General features: G+C 60.5%; 11 protein-coding genes and 1 pseudogene. 4 read left to right on the forward strand and 8 right to left on the reverse strand.

Annotation, left to right across the window (positions count from 1 at the left end; translation table 11 throughout):
• Nucleotides 1–91: 91 nt before the first annotated feature.
• On the forward strand, nucleotides 92–1,615 hold the full coding sequence (locus ACSC1P_RS18410; RefSeq protein ID WP_435361672.1) for a GMC family oxidoreductase: 1,524 nt from the start codon (nucleotides 92–94) through the stop codon (nucleotides 1,613–1,615).
• A gap of 49 nt (nucleotides 1,616–1,664) precedes the next feature.
• Here ACSC1P_RS18410 and ACSC1P_RS18415 read toward each other — a convergent pair whose 3' ends face one another.
• From ACSC1P_RS18415 to ACSC1P_RS18430, 4 genes and pseudogenes are all read right to left on the reverse strand, one after another.
• Complete coding sequence (locus tag ACSC1P_RS18415) at nucleotides 1,665–2,288, reverse strand: Yip1 family protein (protein ID WP_435361673.1); 624 nt, start codon at nucleotides 2,286–2,288, stop codon at nucleotides 1,665–1,667.
• Between the two features lie 107 nt (nucleotides 2,289–2,395).
• A complete protein-coding gene (dpsA, locus tag ACSC1P_RS18420) occupies nucleotides 2,396–3,577 on the reverse strand; it encodes a DNA starvation/stationary phase protection protein DpsA (RefSeq protein WP_435361674.1) in 1,182 nt (393 codons plus the stop codon).
• Nucleotides 3,578–3,963: 386 nt separating this feature from the next.
• Nucleotides 3,964–4,545, reverse strand: a pseudogene (locus ACSC1P_RS18425) (M20/M25/M40 family metallo-hydrolase); the annotation flags it as partial.
• 16 nt (nucleotides 4,546–4,561) lie between these two features.
• On the reverse strand, nucleotides 4,562–4,801 hold the full coding sequence (locus tag ACSC1P_RS18430; protein ID WP_435361675.1) for a sodium:solute symporter family transporter: 240 nt from the start codon (nucleotides 4,799–4,801) through the stop codon (nucleotides 4,562–4,564).
• A gap of 235 nt (nucleotides 4,802–5,036) precedes the next feature.
• Here ACSC1P_RS18430 and ACSC1P_RS18435 point away from each other — a divergent pair, with 235 nt between their 5' ends.
• Nucleotides 5,037–5,264, forward strand: a complete 228-nt coding sequence (locus ACSC1P_RS18435) for a hypothetical protein (protein ID WP_435361676.1) — start codon at nucleotides 5,037–5,039, stop codon at nucleotides 5,262–5,264.
• 124 nt (nucleotides 5,265–5,388) lie between these two features.
• Here the strand turns inward: ACSC1P_RS18435 and ACSC1P_RS18440 are convergent, their stop codons facing one another.
• Entirely contained in the window at nucleotides 5,389–7,362 is a 1,974-nt protein-coding gene (locus tag ACSC1P_RS18440; protein WP_435361677.1) for an ABC transporter substrate-binding protein, read from the reverse strand.
• 300 nt (nucleotides 7,363–7,662) lie between these two features.
• A complete protein-coding gene (locus ACSC1P_RS18445; protein ID WP_435361678.1) occupies nucleotides 7,663–7,860 on the reverse strand; it encodes a DUF8074 family membrane protein in 198 nt (65 codons plus the stop codon).
• Between the two features lie 1,456 nt (nucleotides 7,861–9,316).
• Between ACSC1P_RS18445 and ACSC1P_RS18450 the strand changes: the two genes are divergently transcribed.
• Nucleotides 9,317–11,209 carry an ABC transporter substrate-binding protein gene (locus ACSC1P_RS18450; protein WP_435361679.1) on the forward strand — a complete coding sequence of 631 codons (1,893 nt, stop codon included), beginning with the start codon at nucleotides 9,317–9,319 and terminating at the stop codon, nucleotides 11,207–11,209.
• A gap of 194 nt (nucleotides 11,210–11,403) precedes the next feature.
• On the opposite strand, the gene ACSC1P_RS18455 is transcribed toward ACSC1P_RS18450, so the two are convergent.
• The gene (locus ACSC1P_RS18455) at nucleotides 11,404–12,633 is read right to left on the reverse strand and encodes a DegT/DnrJ/EryC1/StrS family aminotransferase (RefSeq protein WP_435361680.1); all 1,230 of its coding nucleotides are present in this window, start codon (nucleotides 12,631–12,633) and stop codon (nucleotides 11,404–11,406) included.
• Between the two features lie 86 nt (nucleotides 12,634–12,719).
• Nucleotides 12,720–14,543, reverse strand: a complete 1,824-nt coding sequence (locus ACSC1P_RS18460) for a hypothetical protein (RefSeq protein ID WP_435361681.1) — start codon at nucleotides 14,541–14,543, stop codon at nucleotides 12,720–12,722.
• A gap of 119 nt (nucleotides 14,544–14,662) precedes the next feature.
• On the opposite strand from ACSC1P_RS18460, the gene ACSC1P_RS18465 reads away from it, so the two are divergent.
• Nucleotides 14,663–15,286, forward strand: a complete 624-nt coding sequence (locus ACSC1P_RS18465; protein WP_435361682.1) for a hypothetical protein — start codon at nucleotides 14,663–14,665, stop codon at nucleotides 15,284–15,286.

Consider the following 15,286-nt stretch of genomic DNA (forward strand, 5'->3'; position numbering starts at 1 on the left):
ACGGCCAATTTCCTTCAGAATTGGTCTCAGCGGTTGACTCAGCAAGGTCTGGACTTTTAGGCCTACGACGTAGTTTGTCTATTGTTCACAAATGGCAGAATTCGATTACGTCGTCGTCGGTGCTGGCTCGGCAGGCTGTGCAGTCGCACACAGGCTCTCCGAGGAGCCGGAGTGTGAGGTACTCCTCCTCGAAGCGGGGGCTCCAGACGAGGAGCACGAAGAGACGATATACACACCGTCGATGTTCCCTGGGCTGTTCAAAACGGACGCCGACTGGGAGTACTACACCGAACCGCAGTCCGAGATGAACGGACGGCGACTCTACCATCCGCGGGGGAAGACACTCGGTGGGACAAGTTCGATGAACGCTCAGATATACAACCGCGGGAACGCGTGGGACTGGGACAACTGGGCGGCGATGGGCAACGATGGGTGGTCGTACGAGGAGATGCTCCGGGTATTCAAGCGGGCAGAGAACTTCGTGGGGACCGGTCACGACGAGTATCACGGGACGGACGGACCACTGACCGTCTCTGACCTGAGCGACCCGCACCCCTCGTCGAACACGTTCGTCGACGCCGCACAGGAATGTGGGCTGGCGCACAATCAGGACTTCAACGGCAACTCCCAGCTCGGTGCGGGACTGTACCACGTCACACAAAAGGACGGCAGACGTTGCAGCAGCGCCGCAGCGTACATCAAGCCAGTGCTCGACCGCAACAACCTCACCGTCGAGACACGAGCGCACGTCACGAAGATTCGGTTCGACGGGACGCGTGCGGTCGGCGTCGAGTACACACAGGACGGGACGGAACATACGGTCGACACGAGCGAAGAAATCGTCGTCTCCGGCGGGGCGTACAACTCCCCACAGCTGTTACTGCTCTCCGGTGTCGGCCCCGCAGACCACCTCGAATTGCACGACATCGACGTCGTCGCCGACCTCCCGGGCGTCGGTCAGAATCTCCAGGACCACCTGTTCACGTTCGTCGTCTACGAACGGACCGACGAGACGCCACCCGCACCCTCGTCGAACATCGGCGAAGGCGGCGCCTACCTGTACGTCGACGAGGACGAACCGGCACCGGACCTCCAGTTACACTACTGTCCAGTGTACTACATGGAGCACGGATTCGCGAACCCTGACGGACTCGGGTTTTCCATCGGGTCGACACAAGTCCGGCCAGAGAGCGTCGGCACCGTCACACTCGCGTCGGCTGACCCGGCCGATGCTCCCGTCATCGACCCGCAGTACCTCACTGAAGAGCCAGACCTCCCAGTGCTTCGGGAAGGCATCAAGCGGTCCCGTGAAATCGCACAGTCGGACACGTTCGCAGACATCCGTGGCGAAGAGGTATGGCCCGGGGAAGACGTGCAGACGGACGAAGAAATCGAGGCACACGTTCGCGAGACGGCACACACGATCTACCACCCGGTTGGCACCTGCACGATGGGCGATGGCGAGATGGCTGTCGTCGACGACAAACTGCGCGTTCGCGGCGTTGACGGACTCCGCGTCGCCGACACGTCGGTCATGCCGAAGATACCGAGCGGGAACACCAACGCGCCCGCAATCGCGATCGGCGAGCGCGTTGCGGAGTGGATGACGGAGTAGTCGTCTGCTCGCTCTCCGCACCGCTGTCGAAGGGTTGTCTCACGTAGCGTTACAGCGCGAGAGACCACGCGAGTTGTACCGTCACAGTGAGGGCGACTGGCACCGCGACGGCGAGGCCAGCCTTCGTCCGCGAGAGTCGATGCGTGTACTGGATACCGGACAGCCAAATCACGGCCTGCCAGAGGAGGAACAGGGCACTGACGGCCGCAGTGATCGAGGCTGCCTGTCCGGCGACGAGGCCGCCTAGTCCACCGACCGAACTCACCGTCTCTTGGTCGAAGGTTCCCCCCGTGACGAGCAACCAGACGACCGGCTGGATGAGTCCTGCGATGACCTTCGGGAGGAACCCCCACGCAGTGACTTTGAGGGTCGAGCCAATGGTACCGACGCCGCCAGCGGCGAGACACGTTAGATGGAGGATACCACCGAGGAACCCACACATGATGAGTGTCGTGAAAACCTGAATCGGGGCGTTGAACGCTACTGTCACCAACACGAGTCCGACTTTGGCGATTCCACTGTCCATCCCTGCGCCGACGAGGACGGCTAGGACGAACGTGAGGAGCGACGAGAGCCCTGCGAGACAGAGAATTATCGCTGGTGGCAACGACGACATGTCTTCTGTCCGCTTGCGGAAAAACTGGTTTGGGTCCAACAACACACTGGCAACCATACCGGAAATCCGAGGACTACTGACAAAAATACATATCATAATTGTGTCAAAATATCGCATCCGAGAACGTCTCCAGTCCTCGATTCACACGACCGAAGTCGGGCCGCTCACGGACGAACGAGCGTATCGTCTGCGAGGAACTTGTCCAGCGCATCGAGGTCTCGTTCGAGCGTGAAGAGGTGGCCTGCCAGCAGATCACTCGTCGCTTCGTCGCCACTCGCATTGGCGAGTTCGACGTGGTCTCGGAACTCCTCGGCGAGCGTGGCGTATCCTTCGAGGTCACGTTCGAGCGAGGACCGAACGTCGTAGTGATTGGCCGCCTCGATGTACATGGTCGCGTGCTGGCGGAGACCCATCGGCCCGGAGACGGGGACCCCGCCGAGCGCGACTACGCGAATTCCGATGTCGTCGGTCATTTCGGTGAGTCTGGCAGTGTTGGCTTCGAAGAGATTCCTGAGTTGGTTCGACCCGCTCCCTTCGACGCACCACGCGTGTTTCCGAAGCTGGTTGTACAGGATGTACAGCCCCGAAAGCTCGTCGTTCATCGCGTCGACGAGTCCCTCGGCAGTCGACCGTTCCAGTCGGAGTTCGGTCTGTTCGACAGTGTCCCAGCGCTGACGGCGGTGAGACGAGCCTGGTCGGCGAAGGTGTGTCGGCTTCGCTCCTGCAGAGGGTTGCTGGGTCCCCGAATCGGCTTGCCGGTCAGTTCTCGTCACGGGGGGCCGAGCACGCTGGACGAGTGCATCGTCTTCGAGGAACTTCTCGACCTGCTCGGCATCGTTTTCGAGCGTCTCGAGGTGGTCACTTAGCAGTTCTACCGACGCTTGGTCACCTAATCGGTCGGCGAGCTCGACGTGTTCACGCATGTCCGCGATGATCGTCCCGTACGCTTCGAGGTCGCCCTCGAGCGACGACCGCAGGTCGAAGACGTCCTCAGCTTCGAGGTGGACCCGCGCCCGTTCCTGAATCGTCGGCGGTGTGTTCGGCGGGATGCCCCCAAGTTGGACGATGCGGACCGCGAGGTCGTCGGTGAGGTCGCGAACTCGTTTGTACGCGTCTTCCAGAAAGTCCGAAACGTCCTCCTGTTCCGCTCCCGCGGCGGTCCAGTAGTGCTTGCGCAACAGATAGAACAGGTTGAACGAACTCGCGTGGTCGACACTGAGTGCGTCGACGAGTCGCTCCGCGGTGCGTTGTTCGACCCGTATCTCGTTCGGTCCGAGAGTCCCCCAGCGCTGGCGCACCGTCCCGGTCGGTGGTTCCCGAACGAGGCGACCGAGTCGCTCGCTCATTCCGCCCCCCACGTCGCGTTGCTTCGAACTACCATTACGCAACTCTCTACGCGCCGGTACGATTTATCTGTACCTTCGCTCGCACTTTCGGGGAAGACTCCGTAACCTGTCGCCGAATAAAACACTGGGTGGGTTTTATCATATTATATCGTATTGAGGCACAAACTCTATATAACTTTAACACCAGTATTCCACAGCCAAAGCAATTCATATTGGTGCTCAAACGAATGTGCTTTTTATTCCGAGTACTAACTAAACGTGAATCGGTGTGGAAAAATTAAACTATATAGCAGTTCATACGGTTTGAAGTTTCAGTCAAATACGGCGAAATTGTGACCGTGAGACCGAAACATGTAGAGAATATGGGGTTGGGTCGATTGGAAGACTCAGTCAGCGTCGCATCGCCGAACGGTTTCAGCGAGGACGTCGACACCGATTCGAATCGACGATTCGTCGACGTCGAAGTGGGGTGTGTGATGTCCATCGGGATGGTCACTGCCGATGCCGATGTACGTGGCCGCTCCGCCGTGCGCTTGGACTCGACGGATGAGGTACGACGCGTCTTCGCTCGCACCGAACCGCTCACGGTTCACAGCCTCGGTGACCGTTAGCTGGTCCGCTGCGGCGTCGGACACGATCTCTCGCATCTCCGGGTCCGACTCGAACGTCGTCGTCTTCCCGTACGTCTCGATATCGAACGAGACACCGTGCATCTTCGCTGCGTGCTCGACGATGCGTCGCGCTTCGTCCATCATGTACTGATTGACCGCTGCGGTCGAACCGCGGACCTCGATCATCAGTTCGGCGCGGTCCGAGATCACGTTCTGTTCGTTCGGTGATGAGACTTTGCCGACGTTGATGCGTGACACACCGTCACTGTGTCGGGGAATCCCGTAGAGGCTCTGAATCGCGGTCGTCGCCGCCTGCAACGCGTTCGAGCCCGTTTCTGGTGCGTTTCCAGCGTGGGCAAATTATCCGTGAACGCTACACATCGAAGACGGTGAGGTCGATGATGTCGGGCACGATGAGTGCGAGTGCCAGCGAGAACACCATCAGGCCGAGGACTGCGACGAGGGAAGCCTGCTGTTGCTTTTCGTTGTCCGCTTCCGGATTCATGTACCAGAGGTAGATGTCCTCGACGAAGTTAGACGCGCCGGAGAGCAGGAAGCTGTCGCCACTGCTCGTCACGGCGGCTGCGAGTGCAGCGAGGAGAATGCCTGCCAACCAGTCGGGAGGATGTCGACCACAATGGTCGGCATCAGCAGCTGGGGGTCCCCGATGTTGAGGTACACGACGATACCCATCGTGCCGACGATTTCTAACGACTACGTGAATTGAGTCTCTTCGGGAGGACGAGAGATGAAACACCGTCACTCGGGTCGGGCGACTACAACCGAACGCCCGTGTCATCTCTGTTCAGGAGAAGCATTTACACCCCCACCGCAACAATGTGGTATCGATGAATCGAGGATTTCGCGACGTCCTGTTGGACAACCTTTGCGCCCACGAGAACGCTCTGTGGACCGTGTTCGGTCTCTGTGGCGTCCTCTTCTTGTTCCTACTCGTGTCACTGACTGTCGTCGAACCAGGGTCGGCGACCTACGTCATCGTCGTCGTCGACCTCGTCTCCGTGGCGGTAGTCGGCGCGCTCACGAGTACAGTCCTCCGCTACTGCCAGCCCGAGTGACCGCTCGTGACGAGACGACCGACTCGAAAGAAGTGGGTACCGTGGAGAAAATACGTGGTCCAGCTAGGTGAGCGACTGGTCTGGAGGGGTGGTCACGGCAGTGCAGGCGATCACCGGTTCGTGGTCACTTGTAGTTGTACTTCGTCATCCCGTGGCGGACACAGTAGCCCAGACCACCACCGTTGACGATCTGCAGCACTTCTTCGTCGTCCGGCCACGAGAAGTTCTTCGTGTCGGCCCAACAGCCCTGCTGGGAGTTGTAGAGGTCGATGTCCGGAACGTGGTAGTTCCACGCCCAACTCAGGTCCTGGATGATCTCGTTCGTCCGCTCCTGTGATACCGGCGTGTGTGCTTCCTTGTACAGTTCGTAGACGTTGACTCGCTTCGTCTCTCCGGAGAGGTCTTCTGCACCGACTTCGACGGGAACCTCGGGCTGGAACGGCTTCCCGCTGTACGGTGAGTATTCCTCGCCGTCTTCGATCCACTCTCTGACCTGTTCTTCGGACCCGGCAGCGGGACCGAACCCACCTTTGCCGAGCCGCCAGCCCCAGAACGAACCCCAGTTGAAGTACGAGATGGGGTGATACGTACTGCCAGCGTAGTGGCTCTCGGTACTCAGGTCCCAGTCGCCCATCTTTTCTTGGACGATGTCGAGTTTGGTCCCCCGCTCGACGGTGTTGAACTCGACGTTGAAGCCGTACTCGCTCAGTTGTTTGGACGCGACCTGTGCCGGGAGGAACCACGTTTCTGACGTTCCGGCGATGAAGCGTAACTTCTCGAGTTTGTCGCCGTTCTCGTCGACGACCGTCCCGTTCTGGCGGGAGAATCCGGCCTTCTCGAGGTACGAATCCGCGAGGTCGTACTTCGCACCCGAGCCGTAGTCGATGAACTTCTCCAGTTGGTCACCCGCGTACTTCTCGGTGAAGCCGAGGTCCATCCCCGAGTGGACCTGGATAGGGTTTCCGGACCCGACGCTTCGGGCCACCGTCTCGGTGTCGATAACCGACGCCATCGCCCGCCTGACGTTCACGTCCTGCAGGTAATCGCGGTTTCGCCAGTTGATGAGCATCTTGATCATCCACTTGCCCTGCCAGGTCGTGAGGTTCTGGACGTAGTCCGGGACCTGTCCGTCGTACCGCTGGTCGAGCGGGACGTTGTCGAAGTCGACCCGGTCGTTGGTGACGAGCTCGTCGGCTCGGGCCGACGAGGAGGCGTACGGGCGACGAATCGTTTGGATGTCGATGTCGTCGGCGAGTCGGTGCCCGTCCCACCGCTGTAACGTCACCTCCTTGTCGGTGACGGTGTCGAGTTTGTACGCGCTCGTCCCGAGCCCTTTGTCTTTGAACTCCTGATGTGAGATGGTGTACTCGGTGAGTTCTTTGGTCACGCCGTCTCTCGCCTTCTGGTCGGGAGCGTCTTTGTACTTCTCGACCCAGGGGGTCCAGATGTCTTCGTTCCACCCGATGACCGCGCCGTGGATGGCGACGTTCTTCAACAGGTCCTCGTTCTGTTTCTCCTTATAGTGGAACCTAGCAGTGGACTCGTCCACGACTTCCAGGTCTTTCCACTGACTGGAGCCGGGCGCCTGATGGTGCAGGACGCCCCAGTACGCCATCATGTCTGCTGCGGTCCAGCGGTCACCGTTCCAGTTCTTCAGGTTCTCGTTCAGCGTGATTGTGAGCGCGTTCGAGTCGGCGTCGTAGCTCCAGTCGTCGTATCCCGAGAGGACGAGGTCGCCCTTGGCGTTGAGTAACCCACCGAACTCGAGTGCGTACCCGGCGAGATTCCCCGACCACGTCTGTCCCGACCACGGGTTCCACTGCACGTCGGCTGGAATCGCCGATGTACCCATGACGTTGTCGATGACTGGCTCGAGGGGTTCACCCCCGCCGTTACCACCGTCCCCGCCGTTGCCGTCGCCGCCACCGCTACCGTCTCTACCGTCGTTCGGAGATGTGCCGTCGTCGGGGTCACCACGGCCACCGGAGTTACACCCTGCGAGGGACGCGATGCCAGCTGCGCCGACACCCCGAAGCCACCGACGCCGCGAGACGCCGCCATTCTGGTCACTGCCAACCTTCTTGCTATCACTACGCATGCTGATAGTGACGTTATCCACACAGACATATATAATTACTGTTGAAACGCGTGTCCACTACAGAATACAGTCGCGAAAATGCGAGAGAAGGCGCGGTGAGGTGCTTATTTCTGTGAACGACGCCACCGTCCAGTTCCTCTTCACGAATTGGCCACACGAGACAAATAACAGCAAAATAACTCTTTCACGGACGGCGAAATCAATCGTCGAGGGGTTCACTGACCGTTCCCTGAGCAGTGGGTCGCCTCGGGGTCTATTTAGAGACGCGGCGAGTGCCTCAGTGTTTGCCCCCGAGGCCGTTCACTGCTGTTCCCACTGTTCGATGCGGGGTTCGACAGTCCAGTTGTAGTACGCCGTCCAGCCCACCGCGAAGAGGGCAGCGACAGCCATCGTCGGGATGGCACCGTTCGCCCCCAGTGACCGCTGCAAGACGACACCGCTCGCGATGACCCCGACCGTGTACACGTACTTGACCACGTCTCCACGCTGGATATTCATACTGCTACATCCGACCACTGCTGTAAAAACCTTCCTCGGGACTCGACGCGCGTCCGATCTCCGACGACAGTGACGACAGACCCAATAAATCGTTTGACTATCTCAAACATATTTAATCGAAGTGGGCAGTTCCAGTACTCTGTCGTCCTCGGGCTCGTCCCGTGGAGACGGGTGACGAGACCATCGAGCCCAATTGCGTCGGCGCGATCTCGCCGGTACGGGCACGAAACGACTGTCCCGGTGAGCACATAACATTACATCCTTAGTCTTGTAATGCTTGGCCGCGCGACGAGTGTTCTCGTCGTCGGTCCTCTGGCTTCCCGGTCTGCCGGGAGAGTTCGAAACCACCCGGATACCGGAAATTCGACGGTCTCACCCACACGAGGCGACCGCGAGTGAGTCTTCGCTCGGAGCTCGATGTTGAGTTCTCCGACGGGATACCAGTCGTAGTGCCGAGGCCGCTCGACGGTGCTGGTCAGTCTGTGAAGCGGACGCTTTTTCGCTCTGAAGCGGGGTACGCTCGCCATAGCAGGCCGCAGTACACATATTTTGCGATGCGAAACAAACCACCGGTAGTCTTGGTGGAACCGGATACATGGTATCGCTCGAACCGACTCCGTCTCACGGCACACACGGCCAGCTACTCCCCAGACAGTCGTATCGAGGTGGTGGACAGTGGCTCCCTCATCCTCCGAAAACCACTGGACGTGAAGACGCTCGTTCTGCTGGCGGTGGGAAGTATCTGGCTACGCGCTACGAGTCCGTTTCCGAGCACGAAACGGACTATGTTACGGAGACACATAGTCCGGGCTTCAACGACGGTGGAGTGCGTGCGCGGTGGCGTCCCGTCCTGCTCTATCTCCCCGACGCCTCGACCACTCGACGGTGTTCAGTGTGTCCAGGCCGAGGAGCACAGTACGTCAGCGATGGGCAATGGTGGATGCGAGGGGAAGGGAGTCTGTACGTGGGACTCGCTGCCGGAGCACGAGCGATACCGTTCGTGGAGTCGTCACACTGAGACCGGCGGCGTCGTCCCTCCGAGCGCTCGTGACACTTGGTCGCGACTAGCTGACGGCTCCAGCCTCGGCCCGGCCTTCGGTAGCGGTATCGTCGTCGACGGTCCGCGCACTCGACTGCGTCTTCCTGGGGTCGCCGATGGCTGAGTCTCGACCACGACGTTCCAAGACTGGGTTTGACAACGCTAAACGATATAGGCCCGACTCAGTTCCCTTTGAGTCCGTTTAGGGTCATTCAGTCGCCCTAGAGTCGGTCTCCTCCACCGCGAGAACTCAGAGCGGACGCGACACTGTTAAGTCACACACGGGTACGCGTCTCTACTATACTACCATATATCAGATTTCGGTCAGACTGGGAAAGGTTTAGGTACTTAGGCGAAATTGGTATTTCTATGCCAAGGAGTGGCAAACAAATATCTAGACGGCAGTGGTTGGGAACCGTGAGCGCGGCGACGATCGCCGGTCTCGCAGGCTGTAACGGCCGGGGGGACACCGACTCCGACCAAACCAGTTCTGACGGGACCAACGGTGGCGGTAACGGCACCGGCCAACAGAACAACAACGACCAGGGAACCCCAGTCGAACCCGTCTTCGACGAGCTTTCGACGTCATCGTTGCTCCCTGCGGACTTCAACTGGAACCCGTTCGCAGCACAGAACTTCCCCGGGAACCTTGCCCAGTGGGTGTTCGAATACGGAGCAGTGCTGTTCAACGGCGACGGGAAACTCCGTCCGATGGGGTACGAATCGTGGGACTACGATACGGAGAACGACGTCCTCACGACGAAGCTGCAGCCGGATCTCGGCTTCTGGAACGGCGACGACTTCACCGCGCACGACCTATACACGTACGACGAACTGGTGCGGCTCCAGTCTCCGGACTCCAGCGAGTTCGAGCGTATCGAAGAGGTCGACGACAAGACGTTGAAGTACCATCTGAAGGAACCGCGGAACCCGAACATCTACTTCAACACGCAGCTCCGGCGCACCTTCTTCCAGGGCGCAGACCGGTGGGAGTCGTGGATGGAACGGTATCAAGACGCGAGCAGTGCGGACCAGCGCGATAGCATCACCAAAGAGCTGACCGAACTCACCATCAGTAACGAAGAGTTCATCGACAAGGGCCTCGGTCACGGTGCATACAAGCTATCGGACTGGTCTGACACCGGTACGACGCTGAAGCTGTGGGACGGTCACCGAAACGCCGGCGACATCGGCATCGAGACCGCGAAGACGCAACTCGCACCGACCGCCTCTCGTGCCGACCAGCTCGTCACCAACGACAAAATCGACATGTCCAGCGGTCCGTTCCAACAGCAGTGGAAAGGTGCCAGTCCAGACCACCTGAAGAATCTGGCGGAGTACCCGACGACGAACAACATCAAGGTACTCATCAACTGGAAGAACCGCGACTACCTGCAGGACGTGAACTTCCGTCGCGCTATCGCTGCCGTCATCAACACGCAACCGGCCGCGACCGCGGCAGGGAACGGTGCGCCGCTCCCCGTCCACAGCGGGATGGACCCGGGGAACAGTGAGGTGTACCTCGGTGACAACATGGGCAAGTTCATCGACTACAAGCCCCAAGAATCTGCACACGACCTCGCCGACGAGTTCCTCGCGAAATCCGGTTACGAACGCCAGAACGGCACCATCGTCGATTCCAGTGGCAGCGAAATCGACCCGATTCGCTTCACTGTCGGCAACGGCAGTCAGTGGTTCATCGCCGGTCGCGTCGCCTCCGAGCAGATGAAGGAGTACGGCTTCCCCGTCGAGTTCAACTCCATCGAGCGCAGCACGAAGGTCGACATCATCCAGAACAAGATGGGTGACTGGGACCTGAGTACCGAGAGTCACTATGCCGGTATCACGCTCCACCCGTTCTCGTACTTCGACTACGGGACGTTCTGGGGCTGGCGGCTCGGCCCGGCGGGCTACGGCCCGACGAGCGGTCTCGACTCGCAGATTCAGGGCTGGCTCGACGACGGCGAAAAGTTCTCCCCGTACAATGGCAAGCCGCTCGTCGTCGAAGTGCCGGAGGAGATCGGCGCGATGACCCTCGACGGCCCGACGAAAGAGGTGAACGTGTTCGAACTCGTCAATGAAGTTCAGACGCCTATCTCGAAGGAACGGACTAATGAGATCATCACGGACCTCAGCTGGGCGTGGAACTTCCACCTCCCGGACATCGACACGTACAACCTCCTCGGTGGAAACTGGGGCGACACGAAGAACTACCAGTGGCCCGAAGAGGACTGGCCGGCGACCGGGACCAACAACACCGGTCTGTACTACATGATCCAGAACGGGATGGTCGACCACGTGTACGAGTAAGCCACCAACAACCCACCACTGTCTGTCACGGTATCCCGCCTCGTCACTATGTTTTACGGTCATGCTGGTGTCCACAGCGATCGCTGTTCACGCGGACCTGTTGCACTGCTCAAGTTTGGACTGGAACGTGCGAATGTTCGAGTCCGATTCGTCGAAGAGGCAGAGAGAGATACCCATCGACGAGCGGAAATCGCCTAAATGAGTTCGTCGACGTTCCGCTGAATCTTCCGGAAGGCGTCTGCGATGGCCCGGATGTCTGCTTCCTCGACGAGGAGCATCGGGTGGCTGAACGAGATGACGCGTTCGGTGACTTGCTCGACGCCGGGGAGATGCAGGCTCCGGTACGCTGGGACGTCTGCGTCGTCGGGGACGAGGGCTTCGACGCTCTCTCGCGAGAACGTGGGTTGGTCGTACATCGGGTAGGTGTAGCCAGTCCCCGAGGGAACGCCTTCGGCACTCAGGGCCTCACGGAAGTCATCGCGCGAGAGTCCCTCGAACGAAGACGAGTCGTACTGGAGTTCGAAGATGCAGTACCCGCGAGCCGTGATACGGTCGTCCTCGGGCTTGGCCGAGATGCCGTCGATGGATTCGAGTTCTTCGCGGAGAATCGCCTCGTTCTCGCGGCGTTTCTCGTTCTGTGCTTCGAGTCGTTCCAGTTGTGAGCAGAGCAGGGCACCCTGGAACTCGGTCATGCGGGCGTTCGATGCGAGTTCGTAGTGTCGGTACGCCTTCCCGCTGACGCGGCCGATGTTGTGCAGCAGGTGCCCGCGCTCTGCGAGTATTTCGTCGTCGGTGACGACGATGCCACCCTCACCGCCCGAGAGTGCCTTGGTCTGCTGGAAAGAGAAGGTTCCCACGTCGCCGATGGTGCCGACTTTCTCGCCGCGCCACTCGCTCCCCTGTGCGTGGGCCGCGTCTTCGATGAGGAAGAGGTCGTGTTCCTCGACGACGGGCAGGAGTTCGTCGAAGTTCATCGGGTAGCCGCCGATGTGGACGCCGACGAGGCCGACCGTTTTGTCGGTGACTTGCTCGGCGACCGACTCGGGGTCGACGTTGTGCGTCTCCGGGTCGACGTCGACGAACCGGGGAACCGCGCCGATAGACGTGACGGCACTCGCCGTCGCGATGAAGGTGTACGGCGGGACGAGGACTTCGTCACCGGGCCGCACGTCACACATCCGGAGTGCGACCTCGATGGCGATGGTCCCGTTCGCGACGGCGATGGCGTGCTCTGCGTCGTGGTAGTCGGCCCACTGGTCTTCGAAACGCTCGACCCACTCCGCGTTTCCGGAGGAGCGACACCAGACGCCGGAATCGAGCGCGTCGAGTACGTTTTCTCTGTCCTGGTCGTTCACTTGTGGCCACGGTGGAATCTCTAGCTCTTCGACGGCCTGGGGGCCACCGTGGAGTGCTAATTCACTCATCTGCCTGAGAATGCGTCCGTCAGTTATTAAGTTTTTACCCGCGACGAGAACCTACCGCCGTCGTCGATTTCGAACGATGGTTCGAGTCACTGCGTGTGCGTTGGTTCGAGGCGCGTCTCGAACACCATCTCCGCACCGGGAACCAGTTCCGTCTGTGCCGCCAGACAGCGTCGTGCCGTGTAGCTGCGCTGCCAGAGTTGCTTGTACTCGGTAGTCGGGAACTCGTCGTAGCTCTCTTCGTAGATCGGTGGGAGGTTCGGTTCGACGACCGAGGTCTCGGCTGGCGTCTCGCCCACGTCGACGAGCAACGCCCCTGGCGGGTTCGTGGTCTCGATGTGGTCCATCGACCGCAGCGTCTCCGTGCGAAGCTTGTAGCGACCGTCAGTGAGTTCGTCGATGCGCTCGGCGTGGAACAACGGGCCACCACAATAGCCAGCCTCGTGTGCCAGCATGCCGTCTCGCACGACGACCGCCCCGTCGGGCTCGACGTCTATCTCGCGCGTTACGTCGATTGGAAGGCCGTGAAATGAGTCGTAGCGAACCTGACAGTGTGCAGACCGTGCGCCGAGCCCGAATTCGGTTATCTCTCCCGCGGTGTCGTTGTCACCCGTGAGGAGTTTGTCGTGGTCGTCAGCCGGGTAGCGGTCCCACGTCGTCGGCTGTGCGTACGGGACGTTGTGGTAGAGGAGTTCACGCTGGAGGTAGCCGTTCGTGCCGAGGAGCGTCGATTCGTCGTAAGTCAGGAGTTGTATCGCCCCGGCGTCGGCGTGGTCGTGGACGAGTGCCGGTCCGACCGAGAGGAGCAGATACGATTTCGTGCCACTCTCTGTGTCACCCCCGGTGAGCGCGACTTGCCCGTCGACGAGTTCGTGGCTCGGGAGTCGCGTCAAGTCGGACTCGTCCAGAACGTACCCCTGTGGAAGGCGTCGAATACGCCCGTCGGGCGTCGGTCGGCGTCGAAAGTCGACGGTCGAGTCTCGCCAGTGGGTCGCAAGCGCCAACCACGCGAGTTCGTGGGCGTGTGTCTTGAAGACGAGTCGCCCGTTGTACACGCTCTCGGTTTCGGGCAGGCGATTCAGCGTCGCAGCGAAAGTGGGAGCGACTCGGCGGCCGAAGTACGAAAACACGTCGTCAGCCACGGCCTGGTACCGACCGTCGCCCGTGTCCGCCGCCACTCGTTCGAACAGCGCGAGCCACGTACACTGGTGCTGGTGATAGCTCGAATCACCGTACGGGGCGACCATCCCACCGGGCGTGACGACTCGCGTGTTCCGTTCGAGCATGTTCTGGACCGAGCGCGAGGCGTAGAACTCGTCGGTCAGTCCCCGGAGGCCTGCCCACTGAGCCAGCATCGACTCCGCGAACCCTTCGTAGTTCGATGCTTGCTCGTGGAACTCCCGCCGGTTCCACCACGACTGCCACACCGGGTCGGTTCGGTCGCTGAACTCGTATGCGGCGGCTTCGTCGGGGAACAGGTGACGCGCGTAGTCAGCGTAGAAACACGCCGCGATGGCGTGATTCGGAACGTGCTCCCACTCTGATTCGCGCTCATCGACGTACTGGCCGAGTGCCGCATCTGCACCGGCGACCCACGTGTCGGCGAACGAGGCGCGTTCGGCGTCCGTCAGTTCGTCGCCGACGAGTTCGTACGCCGTGCCAGTGAGAATCGACGCGAAGTGGTCGCCCTCGCCGATGTCTGTGAGATACGCCACGGCTTCGTCACGGTACGTTTGGTTCCCGGTCTCTGCCGCGAGAACCGCGTATATCGCCGCGAAGTCCTGCCGAATCCGACTTCGTCCGCCCCACTCTGCCTCGTCGTACTCTCCGTCCCAGTAGGGTTCGAGGTGTGGTCGTCGCAACGCGCTCACCGCCGACTCGAGTACCTCGACACGTGTCTTCGCTAGGGGCATCGTCGACTAGCAGTGTGCATCGAACCGGCATAATGGTTTGGCGACGGCGACCTTGCGGACAAATCGCGAGCCCTGGCCGGGGAGCAAAGTATTATTAGCGGGCGTGTGAACGTCTGTCTATGGGTGACCAATCGAGCCCACGCTCAGATAGCGAGAGCACCGACGCCGCCTCACAGGGCGGCCGTCGTCGGCCCTCGCGTACAGACGTCGCCGACAACCGCATCGTCGAGCGACGAGACCCCGTCGACCAGAGCGAGAGCGGCCTCGTCTCACGCGACTACCAGCCGCGTCACGGCGGCCCGGAACTCATCGCGTCGTGGCCACTCGGTCCGACGCCATCACAGACCGAACCGGGTGCAGTCGACTGGGAGGTGACCAGTTCGGAGTACGTCCAACTCCAGCGCAACCTCACGGTCAATCACTTCCTCGGCCCCATCGAGTACACGAAGATTTACGCCGGCATTCGTGGCCGTGGCCGCGTCGAAGGCGGCGGGACACTCTCGCTCAAACTCGAACCCATCCACTTAGAGGGCGACGAGTTCCAGACGGAAATCACGCTGACCAACGACGACGACGAACCGTTCATGACGCCGATGGTCGAGTTCACGCCCGACGGGCGGGTCTACCGTGAACACTCGTTCATCGGCCGCGAGATGTACGGCGGGTACGTGTTTTCGGCGAAGGTCGAAGACGGGACGGGCTACCTCGACCAGGGAACCGCGGTCCACCTGTGGAGTGAGTGA

Origin of the sequence: Haloarchaeobius caseinilyticus, assembly GCF_051207395.1 — an archaeon.
Taxonomy (GTDB): Archaea; Halobacteriota; Halobacteria; order Halobacteriales; family Natrialbaceae; genus Haloarchaeobius.